General features: G+C 64.3%; 23 protein-coding genes and 1 tRNA gene. 6 read left to right on the plus strand and 18 right to left on the minus strand.

Features of this window, described 5'->3' with window-relative positions:
- Positions 1–5 precede the first annotated feature (5 nt).
- The 15 genes from nuoH to tsaD form a co-directional block, all read right to left on the minus strand.
- A complete protein-coding gene (gene nuoH, locus KKQ75_RS06635; RefSeq protein WP_213361118.1) occupies positions 6–1,082 on the minus strand; it encodes an NADH-quinone oxidoreductase subunit NuoH in 1,077 nt (358 codons plus the stop codon).
- Entirely contained in the window at positions 1,079–3,217 is a 2,139-nt protein-coding gene (gene nuoG, locus KKQ75_RS06640) for an NADH-quinone oxidoreductase subunit NuoG (RefSeq protein ID WP_213361119.1), read from the minus strand. Before nuoG ends, nuoH begins: the two co-directional genes overlap by 4 nt.
- A 13-nt stretch (positions 3,218–3,230) precedes the next feature.
- The gene (gene nuoF, locus KKQ75_RS06645; protein WP_213361120.1) at positions 3,231–4,586 is read right to left on the minus strand and encodes an NADH-quinone oxidoreductase subunit NuoF; all 1,356 of its coding nucleotides are present in this window, start codon (positions 4,584–4,586) and stop codon (positions 3,231–3,233) included.
- A complete protein-coding gene (gene nuoE / locus KKQ75_RS06650) occupies positions 4,583–5,071 on the minus strand; it encodes an NADH-quinone oxidoreductase subunit NuoE (RefSeq protein ID WP_213361122.1) in 489 nt (162 codons plus the stop codon). Before nuoE ends, nuoF begins: the two co-directional genes overlap by 4 nt.
- Positions 5,068–6,321 (minus strand): NADH-quinone oxidoreductase subunit D, encoded by a 1,254-nt coding sequence (locus KKQ75_RS06655; RefSeq protein ID WP_213361124.1) that lies wholly within the window; start codon positions 6,319–6,321, stop codon positions 5,068–5,070. The genes nuoE and KKQ75_RS06655 overlap by 4 nt, the downstream gene beginning before the upstream one ends.
- 26 nt (positions 6,322–6,347) lie before the next feature.
- Positions 6,348–6,956, minus strand: coding sequence for an NADH-quinone oxidoreductase subunit C (locus tag KKQ75_RS06660; protein ID WP_213361126.1), 609 nt, complete (start codon positions 6,954–6,956; stop codon positions 6,348–6,350).
- Between the two features lie 12 nt (positions 6,957–6,968).
- Positions 6,969–7,451 carry a NuoB/complex I 20 kDa subunit family protein gene (locus KKQ75_RS06665; protein WP_091814011.1) on the minus strand — a complete coding sequence of 161 codons (483 nt, stop codon included), beginning with the start codon at positions 7,449–7,451 and terminating at the stop codon, positions 6,969–6,971.
- Between the two features lie 64 nt (positions 7,452–7,515).
- A complete protein-coding gene (locus KKQ75_RS06670; RefSeq protein ID WP_213361128.1) occupies positions 7,516–7,875 on the minus strand; it encodes an NADH-quinone oxidoreductase subunit A in 360 nt (119 codons plus the stop codon).
- Between the two features lie 44 nt (positions 7,876–7,919).
- A tRNA-Leu gene (locus KKQ75_RS06675) sits at positions 7,920–8,004 on the minus strand.
- Positions 8,005–8,146: 142 nt separating this feature from the next.
- The gene (secG, locus tag KKQ75_RS06680; protein ID WP_213361130.1) at positions 8,147–8,602 is read right to left on the minus strand and encodes a preprotein translocase subunit SecG; all 456 of its coding nucleotides are present in this window, start codon (positions 8,600–8,602) and stop codon (positions 8,147–8,149) included.
- A 58-nt stretch (positions 8,603–8,660) separates the two neighbouring features.
- Positions 8,661–9,404 (minus strand): triose-phosphate isomerase, encoded by a 744-nt coding sequence (gene tpiA, locus KKQ75_RS06685; protein WP_213361132.1) that lies wholly within the window; start codon positions 9,402–9,404, stop codon positions 8,661–8,663.
- 12 nt (positions 9,405–9,416) lie between these two features.
- On the minus strand, positions 9,417–10,403 hold the full coding sequence (locus KKQ75_RS06690; RefSeq protein ID WP_213361134.1) for an NAD(P)H-quinone oxidoreductase: 987 nt from the start codon (positions 10,401–10,403) through the stop codon (positions 9,417–9,419).
- Positions 10,404–10,419: 16 nt separating this feature from the next.
- Positions 10,420–12,615, minus strand: coding sequence for a polyribonucleotide nucleotidyltransferase (pnp, locus tag KKQ75_RS06695; protein ID WP_213361136.1), 2,196 nt, complete (start codon positions 12,613–12,615; stop codon positions 10,420–10,422).
- A gap of 170 nt (positions 12,616–12,785) precedes the next feature.
- Positions 12,786–13,043 (minus strand): 30S ribosomal protein S15, encoded by a 258-nt coding sequence (gene rpsO / locus KKQ75_RS06700; RefSeq protein WP_091813995.1) that lies wholly within the window; start codon positions 13,041–13,043, stop codon positions 12,786–12,788.
- Between the two features lie 507 nt (positions 13,044–13,550).
- Entirely contained in the window at positions 13,551–14,615 is a 1,065-nt protein-coding gene (gene tsaD, locus KKQ75_RS06705; RefSeq protein WP_213361138.1) for a tRNA (adenosine(37)-N6)-threonylcarbamoyltransferase complex transferase subunit TsaD, read from the minus strand.
- Positions 14,616–14,682: 67 nt separating this feature from the next.
- Here tsaD and ybiB point away from each other — a divergent pair, with 67 nt between their 5' ends.
- Together ybiB and KKQ75_RS06715 are read left to right on the plus strand one after the other, a co-directional pair.
- Complete coding sequence (gene ybiB, locus KKQ75_RS06710) at positions 14,683–15,606, plus strand: DNA-binding protein YbiB (protein WP_213361140.1); 924 nt, start codon at positions 14,683–14,685, stop codon at positions 15,604–15,606.
- Positions 15,603–16,856: an NAD(P)/FAD-dependent oxidoreductase gene (locus tag KKQ75_RS06715; protein ID WP_213361141.1), complete on the plus strand. Its 1,254-nt coding sequence runs from the start codon at positions 15,603–15,605 to the stop codon at positions 16,854–16,856. The genes ybiB and KKQ75_RS06715 overlap by 4 nt, the downstream gene beginning before the upstream one ends.
- 151 nt (positions 16,857–17,007) lie before the next feature.
- Here KKQ75_RS06715 and KKQ75_RS06720 read toward each other — a convergent pair whose 3' ends face one another.
- On the minus strand, positions 17,008–18,876 hold the full coding sequence (locus KKQ75_RS06720; protein WP_213361142.1) for a phosphoenolpyruvate carboxykinase (GTP): 1,869 nt from the start codon (positions 18,874–18,876) through the stop codon (positions 17,008–17,010).
- 448 nt (positions 18,877–19,324) lie between these two features.
- Here KKQ75_RS06720 and KKQ75_RS06725 point away from each other — a divergent pair, with 448 nt between their 5' ends.
- The 4 genes from KKQ75_RS06725 (at position 19,325) to KKQ75_RS06740 (ending at position 23,972) form a co-directional block, all read left to right on the plus strand.
- Complete coding sequence (locus KKQ75_RS06725) at positions 19,325–20,422, plus strand: NAD(P)-dependent alcohol dehydrogenase (protein WP_213361143.1); 1,098 nt, start codon at positions 19,325–19,327, stop codon at positions 20,420–20,422.
- Between the two features lie 300 nt (positions 20,423–20,722).
- Positions 20,723–20,935 (plus strand): 30S ribosomal protein S21, encoded by a 213-nt coding sequence (rpsU, locus tag KKQ75_RS06730; protein ID WP_091813978.1) that lies wholly within the window; start codon positions 20,723–20,725, stop codon positions 20,933–20,935.
- 93 nt (positions 20,936–21,028) lie between these two features.
- The gene (locus tag KKQ75_RS06735) at positions 21,029–21,490 is read left to right on the plus strand and encodes a GatB/YqeY domain-containing protein (protein ID WP_213361144.1); all 462 of its coding nucleotides are present in this window, start codon (positions 21,029–21,031) and stop codon (positions 21,488–21,490) included.
- A 91-nt stretch (positions 21,491–21,581) separates the two neighbouring features.
- Entirely contained in the window at positions 21,582–23,972 is a 2,391-nt protein-coding gene (locus KKQ75_RS06740) for a heavy metal translocating P-type ATPase (protein WP_213361145.1), read from the plus strand.
- Between the two features lie 99 nt (positions 23,973–24,071).
- Here the strand turns inward: KKQ75_RS06740 and KKQ75_RS06745 are convergent, their stop codons facing one another.
- Both KKQ75_RS06745 and pmbA read right to left on the minus strand, forming a co-directional pair.
- Positions 24,072–24,497 carry a hypothetical protein gene (locus KKQ75_RS06745; RefSeq protein WP_213361146.1) on the minus strand — a complete coding sequence of 142 codons (426 nt, stop codon included), beginning with the start codon at positions 24,495–24,497 and terminating at the stop codon, positions 24,072–24,074.
- A gap of 1 nt (position 24,498) precedes the next feature.
- On the minus strand, positions 24,499–25,905 hold the full coding sequence (gene pmbA, locus KKQ75_RS06750) for a metalloprotease PmbA (RefSeq protein WP_213361148.1): 1,407 nt from the start codon (positions 25,903–25,905) through the stop codon (positions 24,499–24,501).
- Positions 25,906–25,914 lie beyond the last annotated feature (9 nt).

Here is a 25,914-nt window from a genome sequence, read left to right on the forward strand (position 1 = left end):
CTTGCTCACTTCCAGATGTTCCAGGAGGTTTGCATCCACACAGCGATCACGATCAGCCAGATCAGTGTCACGGGAATGAAGATCTTCCAGCCCAGACGCATGATCTGGTCATAGCGATAGCGCGGGAACGTGGCACGAATCCAGATGAACATGCTCACGACCACGAAGGTCTTCAGGCCCAGCCAGATCCAGCCGGGGATGAAGCTGAGGAATTCGAACGGAGGCAGCCAGCCGCCGAGGAACATGACCACGGCCAGCACCGAGAACAGGATCATGTTCGCGTATTCGGCCAGGAAGAAGATGGCAAAGCCCATGCCGGAGTACTCGACCATGTGGCCGGCCACGATCTCGGCCTCGCCTTCCACCACGTCGAAGGGGTGACGGTTGGTTTCTGCGACACCCGAGATCAGGTAGACCATGAAGATCGGCAGCAGCGGCAGCCAGTTCCAGGACAGCAGGTTCATGCCCTTGTCGGCGAACATGCCCTTGGCCTGCTCGGTCACGATGTCGCTCATGTTCATGCTGCCGGTGATCATCAGCACCACCACCAGGCAGAAGCCCATGGCGATTTCGTACGACACCATCTGTGCGGAAGCACGCAGCGCACCCAGGAACGGGTACTTGGAGTTGGACGCCCAGCCGGCCATGATCACGCCGTAGACTTCCACGGAAGTGATGGTCATCACCAGCAGCAGGCCGGCGTTGATGTTGGCCAGAGCCACTTCGGGGCCGAAGGGAATCACCACCCAGGCAGCCAGCGCCGGCATGAAGGCCATGATCGGGCCGAGATAGTAGACCGCAGGGTTGGCACGATCCGGACGGATCACTTCCTTGGTCAGCAGCTTGAGGCCGTCGGCCATGGGCTGCAGCAGGCCGAGCGGGCCGACGCGGTTGGGACCGTGACGCACCTGCATGAAGCCCAGCAGGCGGCGTTCCCAGTAGGTCAGGTAGGCAACGGCAATCAGCAACGGCAGGACCAGCACGACGATCTTGAGCAGCGCCCAGATCACCGGCCATGCGATATTCGCCCACCAGGCAGCCTCGATCAGGCCCTGGCCGGCAGCGTTCAGTGCGTCAATCATGCGCTCACCTCCTGGCTAGGATTGGCAGCACGGGCATCGGCCGTGGCCTGCAGCGACGGTGCACGGCGCACCAGGCTGTCAAGTTGATAGATGCTCGCCGTCACCGGCTTGGTACGGGCCTTGCCCACCACGATGGCAGCATCCGTGCGGTTGTTCAGGCGCGCCGCGTCGACGGTGGCGCTGTCGCCACTGCGGTTCAGCGGCAGCGTGGCCATGACTTCCTGCGAGGTCTCGGCAGCAAAGCCGGAGAGCTGCAGCAGGCTGCCCAGCACGCGCAGCACCTTCCAGCCCGGACGGGTGTCACCCAGCGGGCGCACCACGGCATGGAAGCTCTGGGCGCGGCCTTCGGCGTTGATGAAGGTGCCGGACGTCTCGGTGAAGGGGCTGATCGGCAGCAGCACGTCGCTGAAGGCCAGATTGGTCTTGAACGGGCTGAAGGTGACCACCATCTGCGCCTGGTTCAGGCTGGCGACGGCAGCACTGCCGGCGGCACAGTCGAACTCGGGCTCGACGTTGAACAGCAGGGCCGCCTTGAGCGCGCCGCCCTCGGTCATGGCGCCGGCATTCAGGCCACCGGACCTGGGACGTGCACCAGCCAGCTGGGCGCCCACGGTGTTGGCCGCTTCGGTCAGGTAACCCCAGCTGGCGCCGGTTTCGGTTGCAATCCACTGCGCCAAGGCCAGCAGGCTGCTGGCCTGCTCGTGGTGTGCTGCGGCATTGCCCAGCAGCACGGCCTTGCGCTCGCCACCCAGCAGGGAGGCCGCGATGGCCTTGGCGGCCTCCGTGGCCTGGCCTTGTGCAGGCGCAGTGACGCCCTTCTGCTCGGCCACGGCGGCAGCGATGTCTGCCAGGGACTGCGTCCACTCGGTAGCGTCGGCTTCGAGTACCGTGTGCATCTTCATCGCCCAGTCCTGGCGCTGCTCGACCAGCGCGGACACCTGGGCGCCGTGGCGGCTGGCCTGGCGGATGCGCTGCGCGAACAGCGGATGATCCTTGCGCAGATTGCTGCCAACGACGAGTACACGCTGCAGCTTGCTCAGCGCTGCGATGGGCATGCCCAGCCAGCGAATCTCGCTGCCGGTGGCAAACTCGGCGTTGCGCAGGCGGTAGTCGATGTTGTCGCTGCCGAGGCCGCGCACCAGTTCACCGGCCAGCGCCAGTTCTTCCAGCGTGCTGTGCGGGCTGACCAGGGCGCCGATGCTGGAAGCGCCGTGCTCGTCCCGGATCTGCTTGAGGCCGTTGGCCACATATTCGAGGGCGGTCTGCCAGTCGACTTCCTTCCAGCTGCCACCCTGCTTGATCATGGGAGCGGTCAGGCGGTCGGTGCCGTTGAGCGCTTCGTAGCTGAAACGGTCGCGGTCGGCAATCCAGCATTCGTTGACGGCTTCATTCTCGAGCGGCACCACGCGCATCACGCGGTGGTTCTTGACCTGCACGATCAGGTTGGCACCGGTGGAGTCATGCGGAGCGACCGACTTGCGGCGGCCCATTTCCCAGGTGCGGGCGCTGTAGCGGAACGGCTTGCTGGTGAGCGCGCCCACCGGGCAGATGTCGATCATGTTGCCGGACAGTTCGGAATCGACCGTGGCACCAACGAAGGTCTCGATCTCGGAGTGCTCGCCGCGGTTGGACATGCCGAGCTCCATCTGGCCGGCGATTTCCTGACCGAAGCGCACGCAGCGCGTGCACTGGATGCAGCGCGTCATCTCCTCCATGGAGATCAGCGGACCGACATCCTTGGGCACGACCACGCGCTTCTCTTCCTCGTAGCGGGAGCCGCTGGAGCCGTAACCGACCGCCAGATCCTGCAACTGGCACTCACCGCCCTGGTCGCAGATCGGGCAATCCAGCGGGTGGTTGATCAGCAGGAATTCCATCACGGACTGCTGGGCCTTGATGGCCTTGTCGCTCTTGGTGTGAACCACCATGCCCTGGGCCACCGGCGTAGCGCAAGCCGGAACCGGCTTGGGCATCTTCTCGACGTCCACCAGGCACATGCGGCAGTTGGCCGCGATGCTCAGCTTCTTGTGGTAGCAAAAATGCGGAATATAGGTTCCGGCCTGCTCGGCTGCATGCATCAGCATGCTGCCTTCGGCAACCTCGACCTTTTTACCGTCCAGTTCGATTTCAACCATGGTGATCCACTTGTCAAATGTATGCAGGCACCATGCAGGTCTTGTGCTCTACGTGGTATGCAAATTCGTCACGGAAATGCTTGAGCATGGCGCGCACAGGCATGGCGGCGGCATCGCCCAGGGCACAGATGGTGCGGCCCTGGATGTTGGCGGCGACGGAGTCGAGCACGTCCATGTCCTGCGGACGGCCCTGCCCTTTCTCGATGCGGTCGACCATGCGCCACAGCCAGCCCGTTCCTTCGCGGCAGGGCGTGCACTGGCCGCAGGATTCGTGCATGTAGAAGTAGCTCAGGCGCTGCAGCGACTTGACCATGCAGCGGCTGTCATCCATCACGATCACGGCGCCGGAGCCCAGCATGGAGCCGGCCTTGGCGATGGAGTCGTAGTCCATCGTGCATTCCATGATGATGTCGGCCGGCAGCACCGGGGAGGAGGAACCACCCGGGATCACCGCCTTGAGCTTGCGGCCGGTGCGGACACCGCCCGCCAGCTCGAGCAGCTTGGAGAACGGCGTGCCCATGGGAATTTCGTAGTTGCCGGGCAGGTTCACGTCACCGGAGACCGAGAAGATCTTGGTGCCGCCATTGTTCGGCTTGCCACACTCGAGATACGCCTGGCCCCCGTTCATGATGATCCACGGAACGGCTGCGAAGGTCTCGGTGTTGTTGATGGTGGTGGGCTTGCCGTATAGGCCGAAACTGGCCGGGAACGGCGGCTTGAAGCGCGGCTGGCCCTTCTTGCCTTCCAGCGATTCGAGCAGCGCGGTTTCCTCGCCGCAGATGTAGGCGCCGAAACCATGATGGGCATGCAGCTGGAAGCTGAAGTCGCTGCCCATGATCCTGTCGCCCAGATAGCCGGCGGCACGTGCCTCTTCCAGCGCCGCCTCGAAGCGTTCGTACACCTCGAAGATTTCGCCGTGGATGTAGTTGTAGCCCACGCTGATGCCCATGGCATAGGCCGCGATGGCCATGCCCTCGATCACGATGTGCGGGTTGAACATCAGGATGTCGCGGTCCTTGCAGGTACCGGGCTCACCCTCGTCGGAGTTGCAGACCAGGAATTTCTGGCCAGGGAACTGGCGCGGCATGAAGCTCCACTTCAGGCCGGACGGGAAACCGGCACCGCCACGACCGCGCAGCGCGGATTCCTTGACGGTGGAGATCACCTGGTCCTGGGTCATGGCTTCGCCGCCATCCTTGCCCAGAATCTTGCGCAGCGCCTTGTAACCGCCGCGCGCCTCGTAATCCTTGAGGCTCCAGTTGCTGCCGTTCAGATCCTTGTAGATCTGCGGATCGATGTGACGGCCATGAAAGCAGGTTTCATTGCCGGAAGACGCAAATTGCGCGAGAACGTTCGCTACCGACATCATTTGCCCTCCGCGGACTTCAGGCCTTCGACCAGTGCCGTCATGCGTTCGACAGACATGTAGCTGCACATGGTGCGGTCGTTGACCAGCATCACCGGCGCATCGGCGCAGGCGCCCAGGCATTCGCACTGCTGCAGCGTGAACATGCCGTCGGCGGTGGTTTCGCCGGCGTGGATGCCCAGCTTCTCCTCGAGGAACTGCAGCGCCTTGCCGCCGTCACGCAGCTGGCACGGCAGGTTGGTGCAGACGGCGAGCTTGAACTTGCCCACCGGCTGCTGGTTGTACATGTTGTAGAAGGTGGTGACTTCGTGCACGGCCATCGGAGGCATCTCCAGATAGTCGGCAATCTCCTTCTCGCTTTCGGGCGATACCCAGCCCTGCTCCTGCTGGACGATGGACAGGCAAGCCATGACCGCCGACTGCTTGTGCTCGGCCGGGTATTTCGCCACTTCCTTGGCGAAACGGGCTTTGGTTGCTTCAGAAATCATCGGTCAATCTCTCCAAACACAATGTCCAGCGTGCCAATGATGGCCACGGCGTCGGCCAGCATGTGGCCCTTGGACAGCTCATCCAGCGCAGCCAGGTGCACGTATCCCGGCGGACGGATCTTCATGCGGTAGGGCTTGTTGGCTCCGTCGCTCACCATGTAGATGCCGAACTCGCCTTTCGGGTGCTCGACAGCGGCATAGACCTCGCCCTCGGGCACGTGGAAGCCTTCGGTGAACAGCTTGAAGTGGTGGATCAGGTCCTCCATGTTGGTCTTCATGCCTTCACGCGAGGGCGGCGCCACCTTGTTGTTGTCGGTGATGACCGGGCCCGGGTTGGCACGCAGCCAGTCCACGCACTGCTTGATGATGCGGTTGGACTGGCGCATTTCCTGCATGCGGCACAGGTAGCGGTCGTAGCTGTCGCCGGTGACACCGACGGGCACGTCGAAGTCGACCTTGTCGTAGGCGTCATAGGGCTGCGTCTTGCGCAGGTCCCAGGCAATGCCAGAACCGCGCAGCATGGGGCCGCTCATACCCAGGTTCAGGGCGCGCTCGGGAGACAGCACACCGATGCTCACGGTACGCTGCTTCCAGATACGGTTGTTGGTGAGCAGGGTCTCGTACTCGTCCATGCACTTGGGGAAGCGCTGGGTGAAATCGTCGATGAAGTCGAGCAGCGAACCCTGGCGGGCGGCATTGAGCTTTTCCATGGCCTTGCTGTTGCGCAGCTTGCTCGGGGCATGCTGGGCCATGGTGTCGGGCAGGTCGCGGTAGACGCCACCCGGACGGAAGTAGGCTGCGTGCATGCGGGCGCCGGAGACGGCCTCGTACATGTCCAGCAGGTCTTCCCGCTCACGGAAGGTGTAGATCAGGATGGTGGAGCTGCCGCAGTCGTTGCCGTGCGAACCCAGCCACAGCAGGTGGTTGAGCAGACGCGTGATTTCCGAGAACATCACGCGGATGTATTGCGCACGGATCGGCACCTCGATGCCCAGCAGCCGCTCGACGGCCAGGCAGTAGGCGTGCTCGTTGCACATCATGGACATGTAGTCCAGGCGGTCCATGTAGGGCAGCGCCTGCAGGTAGGTCTTGTGCTCGGCCAGCTTTTCGGTGGCACGGTGCAGCAGGCCGATGTGCGGGTCGGCGCGCTGCACCACCTCGCCATCGAGCTCCAGCACGAGGCGCAGCACGCCGTGCGCTGCCGGGTGCTGCGGACCAAAGTTGAGCGTGTAGTTCTTGATTTCAGCCATAGATCAAACCCCTGTCGCCTGAGCGATCAGTGCAAGCCTCCATAGTTGTCTTCACGGATGATGCGCGGCGTGATTTCGCGCGGCTCGATGGAGACGGGTTCGTACACCACACGCTTCTGCTCGGGGTCGTAGCGCATCTCGACATGACCGGAGAGCGGGAAGTCCTTGCGGAAGGGATGGCCGATGAAGCCGTAGTCGGTCAGGATACGGCGCAGGTCGGGGTGACCCTCGAACACGATGCCGAACAGGTCGAAGGCTTCGCGCTCGAACCAGTTGGCGGAGTTCCAGATGTCATTGATGGAGGCAACCACGGGGAAGTCGTCATCGGGAGCGAACACCTTCAGGCGCAGGCGCTGGTTCAGCGACACGGACAGTAGGTGCACCACGACGCAGAAGCGCTCGCGCTCCCAGACCTGCTGCTTGTAGTCGGAATAGTCGACACCGCACAGATCGATCATGATCTCGAACTTGCAGCCGGCGGAATCGCGCAGCAGACGGCAGGCGTCGACGTAGTCGGCGGCGCCAACCTCGACGGTCAGCTCGCCACGGTCAATCACAGAATGCTTGAGCTTGTCACCCAGCACCGCAGACACGGTGTTGGCCAGCTCCTGAATATCAACAGCGTAGGCAGTCATGGGGTCTCCGGATCAGGCGCGGGCAATGGTGTTGGTACGGCGGATCTTCTGCTGCAGCTGCATGATGCCGTAAATCAGCGCCTCGGCCGTGGGCGGGCAGCCCGGGACGTAGACGTCGACCGGCACCACGCGATCGCAGCCACGCACCACCGAGTAGCTGTAGTGGTAATAGCCACCGCCGTTGGCGCAGGAACCCATGGAAATCACCCAGCGCGGCTCGGCCATCTGGTCATAGACCTTGCGCAGGGCCGGCGCCATCTTGTTGCACAGCGTGCCAGCCACGATCATCAGGTCGGACTGGCGGGGACTGGCGCGGAATACCTCGGCACCGAAACGCGCCAAGTCGTAGCGCGCGGCAGCGGCGTGCATCATCTCGACGGCGCAGCAGGCCAGACCGAAGGTCATGGGCCAGACGGAACCGGTTTTGGCCCAGTTCGCCACCGCGTCGTAGCTGGTGGTGATGAAGCCTTCTTTGAATACACCTTCAAGCGACATGCAACTCTCCAATCAATTCCCGCAGGAGCGCGGCATGCACGCTCCCGGTATCAGGAACTTGTGCTTATTCCCAATCCAGGGCGCCTTTTTTCCATTCGTAGATGAAACCCACGACGAGGATGCCCAGGAAAATCATGACGGACCAGAAAGCCACGGGACCCAGCTGCTTGTAGGCGGCCGCCCAGGGGAACAGGAAGGCGACTTCCAGGTCGAAAAGAATGAACAGGATGGCAACGAGGTAGTAGCGCACATCGAACTTCATGCGCGCGTCTTCAAAGGCCTCGAAGCCGCATTCGTAGGGGGAGTTCTTGGCGGGATCAGGACGGTTCGGGCCGAGTGCCGAACCAAGACCCAGGGTCACTGCACCGGCAACCAGGCCGACCAGGATGAACAGGAGAACGGGGAGATAAAGTGCAAGATCCATCTTTGTTACGTTTGTAAATTTTGGCGCAGAGCCAAAGATGTTTCTGGTGCCGTCGGCGAGACTCGAACTCGCACAGCTTTCGCCACTACCCCCTCAAGATAGCGTGTCTACCAATTCCACCACGACGGCAATCGTGTCTCGCCCGGAGCCGGCTGAGACTATTTCTTAGCACTCCGGATCAGCCCTGCATTGTAACCATAAACAACTTAGTCGACGCTTACAACACAGGTTTTTTGTGCCCGCCGGACGCATTGCACGCCCGGCTTTTCGCTTAGCGGGAAGCGGCTGCGGCGGGGGCTACCGGGGCAGGCTGGGAAGCGGGAACAGCAACGCTTGCGGGCGCCACGGCGGCGGCCGGCTGCTGTCCGGGAATCAGTGCGGAAGGACCGGTTGCAGGGGCTGCATCAGACGCAGGGGCTGAGGCCGGTGCGGTCACGGCGGCGGGAGCGACCATGCCGCTGAGCACGCTACCGGAGCCGCCGGTGTTGCGCAGGTTGCCGAAGTACGCGAGAACCAGCGTGGCAACGAAGAAAATCGTGGCCAGCACGGCGGTGGTGCGCGACAGGAAGTTGGCACTGCCGGAGGCGCCGAACAGGCTGCCGGAGGCCCCACTGCCGAATGCGGCACCCATGTCCGCACCCTTGCCATGCTGAACCAGGATCAGGCCGATCATCGCCAGTGCCGACAGCACCTGCACGACCAGCAGGAGGTTGAGAAGAAAAGTCATTGTGTTCTTGCCAGAGGAATGTGGGAAGCGGCAGCGTACTGCCGCAAAGCCCGTTATTTTATTGCGCTGCCGCAATGATGGCCAGGAAATCGGCCGCCTTCAGGGAAGCGCCGCCAATCAGGCCGCCATCGATGTCGGGTTGCGCCAACAGCGCAGCCGCGTTGCTGGCGTTCATGCTGCCGCCGTACAACAGGCGGATCTTGTCTGCATGCTCGGTTGCCGCACGCAGCTGTGTACGCAGTACCGCGTGCACTTCCTGCGCCTGCTCGGGAGTGGCCGTCTTGCCGGTACCGATGGCCCAGACCGGCTCGTAAGCTACCACGATCTCGCTGATGCAATGCCCCACCAGGTGGATCACGGCCGCAAGCTGGCGCTTGACGATGAATTCGGTCATGCCCTCCTCGCGCTCGCGCAGGGTTTCACCGACGCAGACGATGGGAGTGATACCGGCCTCGAGGGCACGCTCGGCCTTGATGGCGACATGGGTGTCGCTCTCGGCCTGGTGCAGGCGGCGCTCGCTGTGGCCGACGATGGCGTAGCGGATGCCGAACTCCTTCAGCATGGCGGCAGACACGTCACCGGTATAGGCGCCGGATTCGTGCGAGGAAACGTTCTGCGACCCCATGACAATGGCGTCCTGACCCGCCAGCAGGCCCTGGACTTGCTGGAAGTACGGGCTGGGCACGCAGATGGCCACATCGCACGCCGGAGCGCCGATGCCGGCGCGCAGCTCGTTGATCAGCGTTTCGTTGCCTGCCAGACTGGCGTTCATTTTCCAGTTGCCAGCGATCAGTTTTTTCATTGTGTGCCTCCGTTACCAGGTCAATACGATTTTGCCAATGTGTTGGTTGCTTTCCATCAAGGCGTGCGCCTCGGCGGCCTGGGCGGCCGGAAAGGTGCGGTAGATAACCGGCGCGATGGCGCCGTTTTCCACCAGTGGCCAGACCTTCTCGCGCAGCGCGCGGGCGATGGCGGCCTTGAAGGCCACCGGGCGCGGACGCAGCGTCGAGCCGGTGATGGTCAGACGGCGGCGCAGCACCTGCCCCGCATTGAAGCCCGACTTGACGCCACCCTGGATGGCGATGATGACGATGCGGCCATCGTCTGCGAGGCACTCCACTTCACGGGCGATATAGTCGCCGGCAACCATGTCCAGCACCACATCCACACCTTTGCCATCGGTCAGGCGCTTGGCCTCCTCGACGAAATCGTGGGTCTTGTAGTTGATGGCGTGGTCGGCGCCGAGCTTGACGCAGGCCTCGCACTTGTCGTCGCTGCCGGCGGTAACAATGACCGCGGCGCCCAGCGCCTTGGCCATCTGGATGGCGGTGACGCCGATGCCGCTGCTGCCGCCTTGCACCAGCAGGGTTTCTCCCGGCTGCAGTCTGGCGCGGTCGAAGACATTGCTCCAGACGGTGAAGAAGGTTTCGGGCAGGCTGGCGGCCTGCACCATGTCAAGTCCGGCCGGAACCGGCAGGCACTGGGCTGCGGGGGCCACGCACAGCTCGGCGTAGCCGCCGCCGGCGACCAGCGCACACACCTTGTCGCCCAGTTTCAGGCCAGCCTGCGCCATGGCGTCGGCATCGCCGGCGACGATCTCGCCGGCAACCTCCAGGCCGGGCAGTTCGGAAGCGCCCGGCGGCACCGGGTAGTGGCCCTTGCGCTGCAGCACGTCGGGACGGTTGACGCCCGACGCCGCCACGCGGATCAGCACCTCGCCCGCACCCGCGACCGGATCGGCGCAGGTGACGGGCTTGAGCATTTCCGGCGCGCCGTAGGCCTCGATGGCAATGGCTTGCATGACTGCCCTGCCCCGCTTACTGCTGCTGTTGTTGCTGCTGCTCGGCAGAGGAACGGCCGTTGCCGTTGCGCTCGCCACGGTCGCCGCGTTCGGCGCGCTCCGGGCGGTCACCGCGCTCAGGACGGTCCAGCAGCGCCTTTATGGACAGCTTGATGCGGCCCTTGTCGTCGGTTTCCAGGGCCTTGACCTTGACGATCTGGCCTTCGCTCAGGTAATCGGACACCTTCTCGACGCGCTCGTGCGCGATCTGGCTGATGTGCAGCAGGCCATCCTTGCCCGGCAGCACGTTGATCAGCGCGCCAAAATCCAGCATCTTGACGACCGGACCTTCGTAGATCTTGCCCACTTCCACTTCGGCCGTGATCTCTTCGATGCGGCGCTTGGCTTCCTCGGCCTTGGCGTTGTCGTTGCTGGCGATGGTGATGGTGCCGTCTTCGGCGATGTCTATCTGGGTGCCGGTTTCTTCCGTCAGCGCACGGATGGTGGCGCCGCCCTTGCCGATCACGTCGCGGATCTTCTCGGGGTTGATCTTCATGGTGAACAGGCGCGGAGCATAGGCCGACACCTCGGCCTTGGCCTCGCCCATGGCATCCTGCATCTTGCCCAGGATGTGCATGCGCGCTTCCTTGGCCTGGGCCAGGGCGACCTGCATGATTTCCTTGGTGATGCCCTGGATCTTGATGTCCATCTGCAGGGCGGTGATGCCGTCGGCAGTACCGGCCACTTTGAAGTCCATGTCGCCCAGGTGATCTTCATCGCCCAGGATGTCGGTCAGCACGGCGAAACGGTTGTCTTCCTTGATCAGGCCCATGGCGATACCGGCCACGTGCGCCTTCAGCGGCACGCCAGCGTCCATCATGGACAGGCAGCCGCCGCAGACGGAAGCCATGGAGGAGGAACCGTTGGATTCGGTGATCTCGGACACCACGCGGATGGTGTAGGGGAATTCGTCCTTGCTCGGCAGCACGGCGGCCAGGGCACGCTTGGCCAGACGGCCGTGGCCCACTTCGCGGCGCTTGGTGGAGCCCATGCGGCCCACTTCACCGGTGGCGAAGGGAGGCATGTTGTAGTGCAGCAGGAAGCGGTCTTCGTATTCGCCGGCCAGCGCGTCGATGCGCTGGGCATCGCGCTCGGTACCCAGCGTGGACACCACCAGCGCCTGTGTTTCGCCACGCGTGAAGAGTGCGGAACCGTGGGTGCGGGGCAGCACGCCGTTGCGGATCTCGATCGGGCGCACGGTGCGGGTGTCACGGCCGTCGATGCGCGGCTCGCCGGACAGGATCTGGCTGCGCACGATGCGGGCTTCGGCATCGAACAGCAGGTTGTCGACCTTGACCGGATCGAACTCGACGCCCTGCTCGGTCAGTTCGGCCTTGACGGCAGCATAGGCTTCGCGGCAGGCCTGGGTGCGCGCCTGCTTGCTGCGGATCTGGTAGGCAGCGCGCAGCTTGTCTTCAGCCAGGCCGTTGACCTTGGCGATGAATTCCTCGTCCTTGGCTTCGGGCTGCCAGTCCCACACCGGCTTGCCCGCGTCGCGCACCAGCTCATGGATGGCGTTGATCGCGATCTGGCCCTGCTCGTGGCCGAACACCACGCCGCCCAGCATGATTTCCTCCGACAGCTGCTGTGCTTCGGATTCGACCATCAGCACGGCAGCTTCGGTGCCGGCGACGACCAGGTCCATCTGGCTGTCCTTGCGCTGGGTCTGGCCCGGGTTGAGCACGTATTCGCCGTTGATGTAGCCGACACGGGCAGCACCGATCGGGCCATTGAACGGGATGCCGGAAATGGCCAGGGCCGCGCTCACGCCGAGCATGGCGGCGATGTCGGCATCGACTTCAGGATTCAGGGACACGGTGTGCACGACCACATGCACTTCGTTGTAGAAACCTTCGGGGAACAGCGGGCGGATCGGACGGTCGATCAGGCGGCTGGTGAGGGTTTCGAGTTCGGAGGGCTTGGCTTCGCGCTTGAAGAAGCTGCCGGGGATCTTGCCGGCGGCGTAGGTTTTCTCGATGTAGTCGACGGTCAGGGGGAAGAAGTCCTGGCCGGGCTTGGCGCTCTTGGAAGCAGCCACGGTGGCGAGCACGACGGTGTCGTCGATGTTGACGAGCACGGCGCCGGCGGCCTGGCGGGCGATTTCACCGGTTTCGAGGGTGACGGTGTGCTGGCCCCACTGGAAGGTCTTGGTGACTTTGTTGAAAATGGACATGGTTATCTCCGGGATGGAGCTTCTTGCAGCACACGATGCCATTCCAGCAGGACCCTGCCCGGCGCAGGATGTTGATGGAATGACACAGCTTCGCGCGCAATATCTCCGGGTTGAAAAACAAAAACGCCTGAGGGAAGGATTCTCTCAGGCGTTCTGCATGCGATGCCTGCTTACTTGCGCAGACCCAGCTTGGCGATCAGGGCCAGGTAGCGGTCAGCGTCCTTGGACTTCAGGTAGTCCAGCAGCTTGCGGCGGCGGCTCACCATGCGCAGCAGGCCGCGACGGCCGTGGTGGTCCTTGGCGTGCGTCTTGAAGTGCGGGGTGAGTTCGTTGATGCGTGCGGTCAGCAGCGCAACTTGTACTTCGGGGCTGCCAGTGTCATTGGCGGCGCGGGCGTTATCCTTGATAACGGCAACTTTATCGACCATTTTGGTATTTCCTTGAAGGTATTTGACTTGCGCTGCAGGCCGGACTACCCGCAGCGTGCGCTCCGCCGAACTGGCATGCCAGTATGGAACAGAACCGGGTGATTATAGCGGGGACTTGTCGGGCTGGCTAGTGGGTGCGATCACGGGCGGAAACCGCAGATAGAATAATACTAAAATACTCAATATTGCCATGCCCAGCGCCTACCACAACCCCCTCTCCTGTTTTGCTGCCCTCGCCGTTTTCGCCCTGTCGATCCCCGCCCCGGCTTTCCCGGCCCCGGCTGCCGATCCTCCGTCAGCGCTTGCCGCCACTCCCGCGGCAAGCAGCGCCGCCTCCGCAGCGCGAGCCATGTCGCGCACGCGTGTGCTCGTGCTGCGCGGCAATGAGGAAAGCACGGCCAAGCGGGAGCGTCGTCTGAAACGGGAATGCCGCGGCCGGCCCAATGCGGGTGCCTGCCTGGGGTTTGCCAGCTAGGCAGCCAGATTCGCCCCTGCCCGAAGGCCGGGTCAGGCGTCGAGTTGCTGCAGATCCCAGCGCGGACGGACGTCGAAGGCGTACTCCTTGCGCGCTTGCGCCATCCCGGCCTGCAGCCGCATGGCGCCGGCCAAGGCAATCATGGCACCGTTATCGGTGCACAGGTGCAGTTCCGGGTAATGTACGCGCACCCCGCGTCTGGCACAGGCGGCGTTGAGTTCTTCCCGCAGGGAGGCATTGGCCCCTACCCCGCCAGCCACCACGAGCCGCTTCAGGCCTGTCGTATCCAGCGCCTTGAGCGATTTTCTGACCAGCACTTCGACGATGGCAGCCTGGGTGCTTGCAGCGAGGTCAGCCAGCACCTGGTCGCAGGGCTGCCCTTCCAGCTTTTTGACCTGGGTCAGCACCGCGGTCTTGAGGCCCGCGAACGAAAAATCCAGATCACCGCTGTGCAGCAGCGGGCGGGGTAGCTTGTATGCCTTCGGATCGCCGAAGGTGGCCAGGCGCGACAGGGCCGGGCCACCAGGGTAGCCCAGCCCCATCAGCTTGGCCGACTTGTCGAAAGCCTCGCCCGCCGCGTCGTCGATGGTTTCGCCCAGCAGAGTGTAACAGCCGACGCCATCGACCTGCATCAGCTGGGTATGGCCACCGGAAACCAGCAGCGCGACAAAGGGAAACTCGGGCGGGTCGGCGCTGAGGAAGGGAGAGAGCAGATGGCCTTCCAGGTGATGGACGGGCAGCACCGGCTTGTCCAGCGCGGCAGCCAGGCTGCAGGCGACGCCTGCCCCCACCAGCAGTGCCCCGGCCAACCCGGGCCCCTGGGTGTAGGCGATGACGTCGAGCTGCTGCAGCGTGCGCCCGCCCTGCTCCAGCACCTGGCGCGCCAGCGGAATGACACGGCGGATATGGTCGCGGCTGGCCAGCTCCGGTACCACGCCGCCATAGGCGCGGTGCATGTCGATCTGGCTGTGCAGCGCATGGGACAGGAGGCGCGGTGCCGTGCCGGGGCCCCCGGTTTCGACCAGAGCGACACCGGTTTCATCGCAGGAGGACTCGATGCCGAGAACCAGGGTGGGTGGGTTGGAAGAGTTTTGCATCAGACCGCCATTGTGCCGCGAGTTGGGTTGAGCGCGAGAGCGGCATTTCTTCCCTGACAATACCACCATGCATGAAACCCTGATTCCCTATCTGAAAGGCGTCGGACGCGGCAAGGAAGGCGCGCGACCGCTGACACGCGAAGAGGCGAGTGACGCCTGGCAGTTGCTGTTGCAAGGCCAGCCTGACGAGATGGCCATGGGGGCGTTTCTGCTGGCGATGCGGATCAAGGGCGAGACGCGGGAAGAGATGGCGGGATTTCTGGATGCCACCCATTGCGATCTGCACCTGCCGGAACTGGCGGACGACAGCCGCTTCGCGGTGGTCATTCCCAGCTACAACGGGGCGCGCAAGCTGCCACTGCTCACGCCGATGCTGGCCTGGCTGCTGGCACGGGAAGGGCTGCGCGTGCTGATGCACGGCCATCCGACCGAGGACGGGCGCGTGACCGTGCCCGAAGTGCTGCAGGCCTTGCGGCCGCTGCTGCCGGTGCAGGACAGCGATCCGCTCTGGCTGGACACGGCTGCGCTCAGCCCTGGACTGGCCCGCGTGCTGGATGCGCGCCGTCGCATCGGGCTGCGCAATTCGGCGCACAGCCTGGTCAAGCTGATGAATCCGCTGCACGGCACGCCGCTGCAGCAGCGCAGCCTGGTGATCGGGGCCTACACGCATCCGGAGTATGCGGTGTCGATGGCGGAGGTGATCGGACTGATGCAGGGCAACGCCCTGCTGCTGCGTGGCACCGAGGGCGAGGTGGTGGCAGATGCGCGCAGGGTGCGCCAGATGGATGGTTATGTACGTGGCGAGCCGGTGCGGCTGGTTGAAGCGCAGACGGGCAGCCTGACGGAATTGCCCGGGATACCGGAGGGGACGGATGCTGCCGCGACGGCGCGCTATAGCGCCGATGTGCTCGCGGGCGCCTTGCCGGTTCCCGAGCCGATTGCGCGGCAGGTGCAGGCGGTGCTGGATCTGGTGGCAAAGGTCGAATCATGAGCGCGGCCCGTTTCGATGCCGTGGTCATCGGCGCCGGCGCTGCCGGGCTGTTCTGCGCCGCGCAGGCTGGCCAGCGCGGCGTGAAGCTGCTGCTGCTGGACCACGCCGCCAGACTGGCCGAGAAAATCCGCATCAGCGGGGGCGGACGCTGCAACTTCACCAATGTGCAGGCCGGCCCCGCCAACTACCTGAGCCAGAACCCGCATTTCTGCCGCAGCGCCCTGTCGCGCTACACCGCGCAGGATTTCATCGCGCTGGTGCAGAAACATGGCATTGCCTTTCACGAGAAGCACAAGGGGCAGCTGTTCTGCGACCGCTCGGCAGGCGACATCATCGACATGCTGGTGCGGGAGTGCGATGCAGGTGGCGTGACGCGCTGGCAGCCCTGCGCTGTGGAATCCGTAGCCCATGATGGCGAAGCCGGCGATTATGTGCTGCAGACTGCACGGGGCGAGGTACGTGCCGCCAGGATGGTGCTGGCTTGCGGCGGCTTGTCGATCCCGAAGATTGGCGCGACTGACCTGGCGTGGCGGCTGGCGGAGCAATTCGGCCTGCGCACCGTGGCGCCGCGGCCCGGACTGGTGCCACTCACTTTTGATGCCAGGCAGTGGCAGCCTTTTGCCGCGCTGGCCGGGGTGTCGCTGCCGGGGGAAATCAGTGTGGAAGTCGCGCAGGGCAAGCGCAAGCAGCGGGTGCGCTTCAGCGAGGATCTGCTGTTCACCCATCGCGGCCTGAGCGGTCCGGCCATCCTGCAGATTTCCAGCTACTGGCTTGACGGCCAGCCGCTGCAGATCAACCTGATCCCCGATGCAGACAGCCCCCTGCCCGATGCCCCGCAACGTGCCCCGCTGCTGGAACAGTTGCGCGCGGCCAAGGCACGCGGATCACGCAAGCTGGTGGCCAATGAGGTGGGCAACTACCTGCCATCCCGTCTGCTGGACCACTGGCTGGCAGGCCATCCGGGCTGCCAGCGCCCATTGGCCGCGACGGCGGACAAGGCGCTGCAGCAACTGTGCCAGAGCCTGCAGCAGTGGGAAATCACGCCCAGCGGCAGCGAAGGCTATGCCAAGGCGGAAGTGACGCTGGGCGGCATCGATACGCGCGATGTGTCATCGCAGACCATGGAAACGCGCCAGCCCGGCCTGTACGTCATCGGCGAAGCCGTGGATGTGACGGGCTGGCTGGGTGGCTACAACTTCCAGTGGGCCTGGGCCAGTGCCCATGCATGCGCGGAGGCGCTGGCCGGTTGAAGAGGAACGCATCTGGCCAAAATGCAAAAGGACTGGCGCCCGCAAGTGCCAGTCCATTTTTTTATGAGGCAATCCGAAGTCAGTTACCGCGACTTCAGAGGGAAGTCCGGCTGCTCAGGACAACAGCCGCAAATCCACCCTCATTGCGCGATCACACCTCGGCCAGACGCTTTTCCAGCAGAGCCTTGGTCTCGACCAGCTCCTTCGGCAGATTGTGCTTGAGCTTTTCGAAGTGCTCTTCGTGGGACTTGAACTCTTCTTCCCAGGCCGCCTTGTCGATGCTGGTCACGGTCTTGAACTGCTCTGGGCTGAAATCCAGGCCGGTCCAGTTCAGTTCGCCGTAGGCCGGAGCGATACCGAACATGGTTTCCTCGCCCTCGGCCTTGCCTTCGATGCGGTCGATCATCCACTTCAGCACACGCATGTTTTCGCCGTAGCCCGGCCAGACGAACTTGCCGTCGGCATCCTTGCGGAACCAGTTGACGCAGAAGATCGGGGGCAGCGTGTGACCCTTCTCTTCCAGCTTCTTTTCCATGTCGAGCCAGTGCTGGAAATAGTCGCTCATGTTGTAGCCGCAGAACGGCAGCATGGCGAAGGGATCGCGGCGCACCACGCCCTGGGCGCCAAAGGCGGCAGCCGTGGTTTCGGAGCCCATGGTGGCAGCCATGTAGACGCCTTCGGACCAGCTGCGCGCCTCGGTCACCAGCGGCACGGTGGTGGAGCGGCGGCCGCCGAACACCATGGCGTCGATGGCCACGCCGTTGGCGTCGTCCCACTGGGCGTCCAGCGCCGGGTTGTTGGTGGCCGCAATGGTGAAGCGGGCGTTGGGGTGGGCAGCCTTGCGGCCGGCCTTGCCGTCTTCCGGCGTCCAGTCCTTGCCCTGCCAGTCGACCAGATGGGCCGGCAGCTCGCCGCCGACATCCTTTTCCATGCCTTCCCACCACACGTCGCCATCGTCGGTCAGCGCGACGTTGGTGAAGATGACGTCCTTGTACAGGCTCTTCATGCAGTTGGGGTTGGTGTGCAGGTTGGTACCCGGAGCCACGCCGAAATAGCCGGCTTCGGGGTTGATGGCGTACAGGTTGCCGTCGTCATGCGGCTTGATCCAGGCGATATCGTCACCGATGGTGGTGACTTTCCAGCCTTCGAAGCCGGCCGGCGGCACCAGCATGGAGAAGTTGGTCTTGCCACAGGCGCTCGGGAAGGCTGCGGCGACGTGGTATTTCTTGCCCTCGGGGTTGGTCACGCCCAGGATCAGCATGTGCTCGGCCAGCCAGCCCTGGTCACGGCCCATGGTGGAAGCGATGCGGAGCGCCAGGCACTTCTTGCCCAGCAGCGCATTGCCGCCGTAGCCGGAGCCGTAGGACCAGATTTCGCGCGTTTCGGGGTAGTGCACGATGTACTTGACGGTGGGGTTGCATGGCCAGCTGGTCTGGTCCGTCTCGCCCTCGGCCAGCGGCGCGCCCACGGTGTGCATGCAGGGCACGAATTCGCCATCGGTGCCCAGCACGTCGAACACGGCCTTGCCCATGCGCGTCATCAGCTTCTGGTTGACCACCACGTAGGCGCTGTCCGTCAGCTCGACACCGATGTGCGCGATGTGGCTGCCCAGCGGGCCCATGCTGAAGGGCACCACGTACATGGTGCGGCCCTGCATGCAGCCGTCGAACAGCGGGTTGAGCGTGGCGCGCATCTCGGCCGGGTCCATCCAGTTGTTGGTCGGGCCGGCGTCCTCCTTGTTCGCGCTGCAGATGTAGGTGCGGTCTTCCACGCGGGCCACGTCGGACGGGTCGGTCCAGGCCAGGTAGCTGCCGGGGCGCTTGGCCGGGTTCAGCTTCTTGAAGGTGCCGGCATCCACCAGCTGCTGGCACAGGCGGTCGTATTCTTCCTGACTGCCGTCGCACCAGACCACTTGCGCGGGCTTGCACAGTGCGGCCATTTCGGACACCCAGGCGACGAGGCGCGGGTGCTTGACATAGTCGGGGACGTTGAGATTCAGCCCGGTGGCGGATGTGGACATCAGAGGACTCCAGTAACGAAAAGAAAAACGGCGGCAGGGCCTTCCTTCGCAGGACTTCGACGAGGCTGGCGCTGGATATGCGGGCGGGCGCACAAAGCTGGCGCAGGACCCCTCCCAGAAACGGGGTCGCCAGCTTTTCCCGGAATTTCGAAGAATAGCACCAATGACCATGAAACGATGGTGAAAACCGGCATCCGTAATACATTATTCAAGCCCCAGAGGGAGCGCTGCAGCCAGATTGAAACGATCGACAGCGAATTGAAAGTTCCACGTAAGCCTGGGGTTTGTCCTGAGGCAAAGAAACACCCTGTTTCCTCCGCAGGACATCAAACGCTCGCATCACGCTCCTAGAATGGTTCAAGCAAGTCATCCGCGTACGCTCGGCCGCCGTGGGGGGATGACCATGGCAGCCGTTCTTCGTCTTCATCCCTGAGTGAGGAGAGTTGCCATGCCTGCCATGATGAGAGCCGCTGTCTTTGTCGAGCCCGGACGTATCGAGCTTGCCGACAAGCCGATTCCCGACGTCGGACCCAACGATGCGCTGATCCGCATCACCACCACCACCATCTGCGGCACGGACGTGCACATCCTCAAGGGCGAGTACCCGGTGGAGAAAGGCCTGACGGTGGGCCATGAGCCGGTGGGCGTGATCGAGAAACTGGGCAGCGCCGTCAAGGGTTACCAGGAAGGCCAGCGCGTGATTGCCGGAGCCATCTGCCCGAACTTCAACTCCTACGCCGCACAGGATGGTGCGCCGTCGCAGGATGGCAGTTATCTGATTCCGAGCGGGCGTTGCGGCTGCCATGGCTACAAGCTGACGGCCGGCTGGCGCTTCGGCAACCTGATCGACGGCACCCAGGCCGAGTACGTGCTGGTGCCGGATGCCGAAGGCAACCTGGCGCCGATTCCGGACGGCCTGACCGACGAACAGGTGCTGATGTGCCCGGACATCATGTCCACCGGTTTCAAGGGCGCCGAGAATGCCAATATCCGCATCGGCGATACCGTGATCGTGTTTGCCCAGGGGCCGATCGGCCTGTGCGCCACGGCGGGCGCGAAGCTGCTGGGGGCCACCACCATCATCGCTGTGGATGGCAACGACGAGCGTCTGGCCGTATCGAAGAAGATGGGCGCCGACGTCACGCTGAACTTCAAGAACGTGGATGTGGTGAGCGAAGTGATGAAGCTGACCGGCGGCAAGGGCGTGGATGGTGCCATCGAGGCGCTGGGCACGCAGGCCACCTTCGAATCGGCTTTCCGCTGCCTGCGGCCGGGCGGCACGCTGTCGAGCCTCGGCGTGTATTCGACCGACCTGAAGATTCCGCTGGATGCCTTTGGCGCCGGCCTGGGTGACCACCGCATCAACACCGCGCTGTGCCCGGGCGGCAAGGAACGCATGCGCCGGCTGATGAACGTGGTGGCCTCGGAACGCGTGGACCTGGGGGTGCTGGTGACGCACCAGTACAAGCTCGATGACATCGTAGCGGCCTATGACCTGTTTGCAAACCAGCGCGATGGCGTGCTGAAGATCGCCATCACGCCGTAATCCGGTCCGGGGATATGCATGCGCTCCTGCGTGCGCCCGATATACGGGGAGCACGCAGGACGGTACCGGGCAGGCGCGCTGTGAACAAGGCCTGCCTGCCGTTGCCGTCGCCTTGAGACAACGCCACGCTTGGCACCTGCAAAATCACTTGCAGGCAGTAGGTTCTTTCGCTAAAATAATCGCCTTGCTGGCAAACCCCGTCGGCCTGATCAACTGTAGACGGGGACATTTTTTGTGGGCTGTCCCGCAGGCCCGATCTTCCTGCGGCAAACTCCTGCATCTTTCGGAAACCATTAGCTAATGACCACTATCCGCGTAAAAGAAAACGAGCCTTTTGAAGTTGCCCTGCGTCGCTTCAAGCGCACCATCGAAAAACTGGGCCTGCTGACCGACCTGCGTGCCCGCGAGTTCTACGAGAAGCCCACCGCCGAGCGCAAGCGCAAGAAAGCTGCTGCCGTCAAGCGCCACTACAAGCGCGTGCGCTCCATGCAGCTGCCCAAGAAACTGTACTAATCCTGCAGCTTCGGCACTGATCAAAACCCGCCTCGGGACGCCGACGCGGGTTTTTTGTTTCCCCTTTCACCCGATACACGAAGGAAATTTCCCATGTCCCTCAAAGCACAGATTACCGAAGACATGAAGACCGCCATGCGCGCCAAGGACATGGAGCGCCTGGGCACCATCCGCCTGCTGCAAGCCGCCATCAAGCAGCGCGAGGTGGACGAGCGCATCGAGCTGGACGACGCTGCCGTGGTGGGCGTGGTGGACAAGCTGATCAAGCAGCGCAAGGACAGCATCACCGCTTTCGAGCAGGCCGGCCGCCAGGATCTGGCCGACAAGGAAAAGGCCGAAATGGCCGTGTTGCAGGTGTACCTGCCGGAGCGCATGGGCGAGGCCGAGATTGCCGCTGCCGTGCAGGCGATTGCCGCGGCGTTCGAAGCCGAGCAGGGCCGCAAGCCGGGCGCGCCGGACATGGGCAAGATCATGGGCGCAGCCAAGGCACAGCTGGCCGGCAAGGCGGACATGGGTCAGGTGTCTGCAGCGGTGAAGGCGGTGCTGGCGGGCTGACGCCCGCCGCGGGCACGCGAAGCACCAGTGGCTCTGGGGTTACCGCATGCCTGCTCTGGAATTGCGCCCGGGGGCGCCGGATAATGGCGCCATGCAATCCAACCCCTCCTCCCGGGACGCGTGCTGTGCTGCGTCCGGACATGATGAGTCGCCTGCTTCGTGCTGTGGACCGGCGCCCGCGGCTGGCGCGACCACGGGATGCTGCACGCCGGAATCGGCAGCTCCCGCTGCCACGACGTGCTGCGGCTCCAGTTGTGCTGCCCCCCGTGAAGAATCCGCGCCCCTGCCTGCTGGCAGCTCCGGCACCTGGGTGCGCATCGCCAATATGGACTGCGCCACCGAGGAAGGCGAAATCCGCCGTGCGCTGGCCAGGCTGGACGGCATCCGCAGCCTGCAATTCCGCCTCGGTCAGCGCCAGCTGCTGATCGATGCCGATGCCCCGGTGCTTGAACAGGCGCTGGCCGCCATCCGCAAGGCCGGCTTCAATCCGGTGCCGCTTGCCGCGACGCCCGCAGCGGGCTCCGTGACGGCAGAGGCCTCCTGCCAGAGTTGCGACAGCGATCATGACGAGCACGACCATGTCCATGGGAATGCAGGTGACAGCGTGTGGAAACTCGGCCTTGCGCTGGCGCTGGCCATCGCCGCCGAGCTGCTGCATCTGTGGGGAGAAGACATGCCGATGGCGCGCTATGCCGGCATGGGCCTGGCAGTGGCGGCCATTGCCCTGTCGGGTTTTTCCACCTACCAGAAAGGGCTGGCAGCACTGCGCCATGGCCGGCTCAGCATCAATGCGCTGATGACGGTGGCCGTGACCGGGGCCTTCCTGATCGGGCAGTGGCCCGAGGCGGCGATGGTGATGGCGCTGTATGCCATCGCCGAGCTGCTGGAGGCACGCTCGGCCGCGCGTGCGCGCAATGCCATCGGGCAATTGCTGGAACTGGCTCCTGAACAGGCCGATGTGCTGCAGGCGGATGGCCAATGGCTGACGCTGCCGGTAGCGCAGATCCAGCCGGGTGCAGTGCTGCGCGTGAAGGCTGGCGAGCGCATTGCGCTCGATGGCGTGATCACTGCGGGGAACAGTGCCATCGACCAGTCTTCGGTGACGGGCGAGAGCATTCCGGTGGACAAGGGCACCGGGGATACCGTGTTTGCCGGCACCATCAACGGCACCGGCGTGCTGCAGATGCGCAGTACTTCGACGGCCGGCAATACGACGCTGGCGCGCATCATCCATGCCGTGGAAGAAGCGCAGCACACGCGGGCACCTACGCAAGGCTTCGTCGATCGCTTCGCGGCGGTCTATACGCCGCTGATCTTTGCGCTGGCCGTGGCGGTGGCGCTGGGCGGCCCGCTGCTGATGGGCTGGAGCTGGCTGGATGCCATTTACAAGGCCCTGGTGCTGCTGGTGATCGGCTGCCCCTGCGCACTGGTGATCGCGACGCCGGTGACCATCGTGAGTGCGCTGACGGCGGGTGCCCGCCGCGGTTTGCTGTTCAAGGGGGGCATCCATCTGGAGCAGGCTCGGCTGCTGAAGGCCGTGGCGCTGGACAAGACCGGCACGCTGACGCATGGCCGTCCGCAGCTGATCCATAGCGAGTGGTTTGTGGCGCCCGAGCGTGAAAGCGAAGTGCGCGCACTCGCCCTGGCGCTTGCGGGCGAATCCGACCATCCGGTGTCGCGTGCGATCGCAAGCGGCTTGCTGGCACGGGGGGCGCATCGTTATCCCGGCGTGCTTCAGCAGATCCATACCGTGCCCGGCCATGGGGTGCAGGCGCAGCAGCCAGAGGGAGAGGCGCTGCTGCTGGGACAGTCCGGCTGGATCGAGCAGCAGCATGGCGGCATGGATGCCGTGGTGCAGCAGGCCGTGACGCACCAGCTGGCCGAGGGCCGCACCGTGACGCTGCTGGCCAACAGGCATCAGGTGCTGGCGCTGTTTGCGGTGGCCGACCAATTGCGGGCGCAGGCCGCACAGGCCGTGGGCGAGCTGCAAGGGCTCGGCCTGCATACCGTGATGCTGAGTGGCGACCACCAGGTGACGGCCGATGCCATTGCGCATCAGGCCGGCCTGGCGCAGGCGCGTGGCAATCTGCTGCCGGAGCACAAGCTGGAGGCCATCCGCAGCCTGCAGCGCAGTCACGGCCCGACCGCCATGGTGGGCGATGGCATCAACGATGCACCGGCGCTGGCCAGTGCCGACATGGGGATTGCCATGGGCGGTGCCGGTACCGATATCGCCATGGAAGCCGCCGACGTGGTGGTGATGAACGACGACCTGCGCCGCGTGCCTGAGGCGATCCGCCTGTCACGCTACACGCATGAAGTGCTGTGGCAGAACATTGCGCTGGCCCTGGGCATCAAGTTCGTGGTGTTCGTGCTGGCGCTGATGGGCCATGCCAGCATGTGGATGGCGGTGTTTGCCGATATGGGGGCCAGCCTGATCGTGGTGTTCAACGGGCTGCGGCTGCTGCGCTGGCGACAATGAGCTGGTGAAGATGGTGCCAGCCGGCAAGCGCTGGATGCTGATGGCTACGCAAAGTGCACAGGGCAAACGCCCTGACGCCCTGCTCCTAGCGCCCTGCTCCTAGCGCCCTGCTGCCGGCGGCTGCCGGAACCACTGCCAGACCCAGAACGCCAGGAACAGCACCAGCCACAGGCCGCCGAAGGTCATGGCATTGGGTGGCAGTGCCACCAGCGGCGCGCCACAGCTGAGCGCCTCGCGGTTCTGCAGGGCCAGCTTGAGCAGGATGGGAAAAGGCATGATGGAGATGCTCTCGCAGGCGACGATGGCCGGCGAGAACAGCGCCGCGATCAGACCGGAGCGCAGCAGCGAACGCCACACCGGCCGCCAGCCCGCCGTCAGCAGCCACACCAACGCCACGGCCAGCAGCCCTGCAGCCAGCCAGGCCCAGAGCAGCGGGGAATGCGTCCACCGCCCGTCGGCCAGATGGAAGGCCCAGTCGGGGGCGTGGCCCTCGGCCAGTACCAGCGCGTCCTGAGCGTTTGCCATGTCAGCTTCCTGCCACTTTCATGCGGTTGATCAGCACCGAGCCCGTGGTCTTGGCGCCCATGGTGTAAATATCGGAGCCGATGGCCTCGATGCCCATGAACATGTCCCTGAGGTTGCCGGCGATGGTGATTTCCTGCACCGGGAACTGGATCTGGCCGTTTTCCACCCAGAAGCCGCTGGCGCCGCGCGAGTAGTCGCCGGTGACGAGGTTGACGCCCTGCCCCATCAGTTCGATCACGAACAGGCCGGTGCCGAGCTTGCGCAGCATCGCATCGAGGTCGTCCTGTGCCTGGGTGAGCGTGCTGGTGAATGTCAGGTTGTGGCTGCCACCGGCGTTGCCGGTGGTGCGCATGCCGAGCTTGCGGGCGGTGTAGGCGCTGAGGAAGTAGCCCTGCACCTTGCCGTCTTCCACGACGTCGCGCGCCTGTTCGCGCACGCCTTCGTCATCGAACGGGCTGCTGCCCTTGCCGCCGATGATGAAGGGATCTTCGCGCATCCGGATATGTTTGGGGAATACCTGCTTGCCCAGGCTGTCGAGCAGGAAACTGCTCTTGCGGTAGAGCGAACCACCGCTGACGGCGTGCACGAAGCTGCCCATCAGGCCGGCGGCCAGCGGTGCCTCGAACAGCACCGGGCATTCGGTGGTCGGGATCTTGCGTGCGTGCAGGCGGCTCAGCGCGCGTTCGGCGGCGTAGCGGCCGATTTTCTTCGGGTCGGCCAGATCGGCCGGATTGCGCATGGAGCTGTACCAGTAGTCGCGCTGCATCTCGTCGCCGTGGCCGGCGATGGGAGCCACGGAAATCGAATGGCGCGAACTGGCGTAGCCGCCGCGGAAGCCGTGCGTGTGGGCACTGAAGAAGTGGCTCTGCTGCGCCGAGACGCTGGCGCCCTCGCTGTTGGTGATGCGCGCATCGCAATCGAGCGCGGCAGCCTCGCAGCGCAGCGCCAGGCGGGCCGCGCGGTCGCTGTCGATGGCCCAGGGATGGAACAGCTCCAGCTCGCGCGGTGTGGTTTCCACATCACGGTCGTCCGGCAGGCCGGCAGCCGGGTCCTGGGCGGTGTAGCGGGCCACGTCGTAGGCAGCCTGCACCGTCTGCTCGATCGCCTTGCGGGAAAAGTCGGACGTGCTGGCATTGCCGCGCTGGTGGCCGATATAGACCGTCACACCCAGCGATTTGTCGCGGTTGCGCTCGACGTTTTCCAGCTCGCCCTGCCGCACCGACACGGACAGGCCGCAGCCTTCGGAGGCTTCGGCGCCGGCGTCGGTTGCGCCCAGTTTTTTCGCATGGGCAATGGCGCTATCGACCAGTTCCTCGAAGAAGGCGCGGCTGTAGGCGAAGCCGGTGAGCGGCTGATCGGCCGCAGAGGCCTGCTCGGGGGCAGCGGATCGGGGGGCTGTCTTTTTCATAGGACAAGT

Origin of the sequence: Brachymonas denitrificans (genome assembly GCF_907163135.1) — a bacterium.
Classification (GTDB): Bacteria; Pseudomonadota; Gammaproteobacteria; order Burkholderiales; family Burkholderiaceae_C; genus Brachymonas; species Brachymonas denitrificans_A.

Bases quoted from the DNA above. Each gene is read 5' to 3' on its own strand.
- nuoH (WP_213361118.1), bottom strand. From the start codon at position 1,082: ATGATTGACGCACTGAACGCTGCCGGCCAGGGCCTGATCGAGGCTGCC.
- nuoG (WP_213361119.1), bottom strand. From the start codon at position 3,217: ATGGTTGAAATCGAACTGGACGGTAAAAAGGTCGAGGTTGCCGAAGGC.
- nuoF (WP_213361120.1), bottom strand. From the start codon at position 4,586: ATGATGTCGGTAGCGAACGTTCTCGCGCAATTTGCGTCTTCCGGCAAT.
- nuoE (WP_213361122.1), bottom strand. From the start codon at position 5,071: ATGATTTCTGAAGCAACCAAAGCCCGTTTCGCCAAGGAAGTGGCGAAA.
- KKQ75_RS06655 (WP_213361124.1), bottom strand. From the start codon at position 6,321: ATGGCTGAAATCAAGAACTACACGCTCAACTTTGGTCCGCAGCACCCG.
- KKQ75_RS06660 (WP_213361126.1), bottom strand. From the start codon at position 6,956: ATGACTGCCTACGCTGTTGATATTCAGGAGCTGGCCAACACCGTGTCT.
- KKQ75_RS06665 (WP_091814011.1), bottom strand. From the start codon at position 7,451: ATGTCGCTTGAAGGTGTATTCAAAGAAGGCTTCATCACCACCAGCTAC.
- KKQ75_RS06670 (WP_213361128.1), bottom strand. From the start codon at position 7,875: ATGGATCTTGCACTTTATCTCCCCGTTCTCCTGTTCATCCTGGTCGGC.
- secG (WP_213361130.1), bottom strand. From the start codon at position 8,602: ATGACTTTTCTTCTCAACCTCCTGCTGGTCGTGCAGGTGCTGTCGGCA.
- tpiA (WP_213361132.1), bottom strand. From the start codon at position 9,404: ATGAAAAAACTGATCGCTGGCAACTGGAAAATGAACGCCAGTCTGGCA.
- KKQ75_RS06690 (WP_213361134.1), bottom strand. From the start codon at position 10,403: ATGCAAGCCATTGCCATCGAGGCCTACGGCGCGCCGGAAATGCTCAAG.
- pnp (WP_213361136.1), bottom strand. From the start codon at position 12,615: ATGTCCATTTTCAACAAAGTCACCAAGACCTTCCAGTGGGGCCAGCAC.
- rpsO (WP_091813995.1), bottom strand. From the start codon at position 13,043: ATGGTCGATAAAGTTGCCGTTATCAAGGATAACGCCCGCGCCGCCAAT.
- tsaD (WP_213361138.1), bottom strand. From the start codon at position 14,615: ATGCAAAACTCTTCCAACCCACCCACCCTGGTTCTCGGCATCGAGTCC.
- ybiB (WP_213361140.1), top strand. From the start codon at position 14,683: ATGCATGAAACCCTGATTCCCTATCTGAAAGGCGTCGGACGCGGCAAG.
- KKQ75_RS06715 (WP_213361141.1), top strand. From the start codon at position 15,603: ATGAGCGCGGCCCGTTTCGATGCCGTGGTCATCGGCGCCGGCGCTGCC.
- KKQ75_RS06720 (WP_213361142.1), bottom strand. From the start codon at position 18,876: ATGTCCACATCCGCCACCGGGCTGAATCTCAACGTCCCCGACTATGTC.
- KKQ75_RS06725 (WP_213361143.1), top strand. From the start codon at position 19,325: ATGCCTGCCATGATGAGAGCCGCTGTCTTTGTCGAGCCCGGACGTATC.
- rpsU (WP_091813978.1), top strand. From the start codon at position 20,723: ATGACCACTATCCGCGTAAAAGAAAACGAGCCTTTTGAAGTTGCCCTG.
- KKQ75_RS06735 (WP_213361144.1), top strand. From the start codon at position 21,029: ATGTCCCTCAAAGCACAGATTACCGAAGACATGAAGACCGCCATGCGC.
- KKQ75_RS06740 (WP_213361145.1), top strand. From the start codon at position 21,582: ATGCAATCCAACCCCTCCTCCCGGGACGCGTGCTGTGCTGCGTCCGGA.
- KKQ75_RS06745 (WP_213361146.1), bottom strand. From the start codon at position 24,497: ATGGCAAACGCTCAGGACGCGCTGGTACTGGCCGAGGGCCACGCCCCC.
- pmbA (WP_213361148.1), bottom strand. From the start codon at position 25,905: ATGAAAAAGACAGCCCCCCGATCCGCTGCCCCCGAGCAGGCCTCTGCG.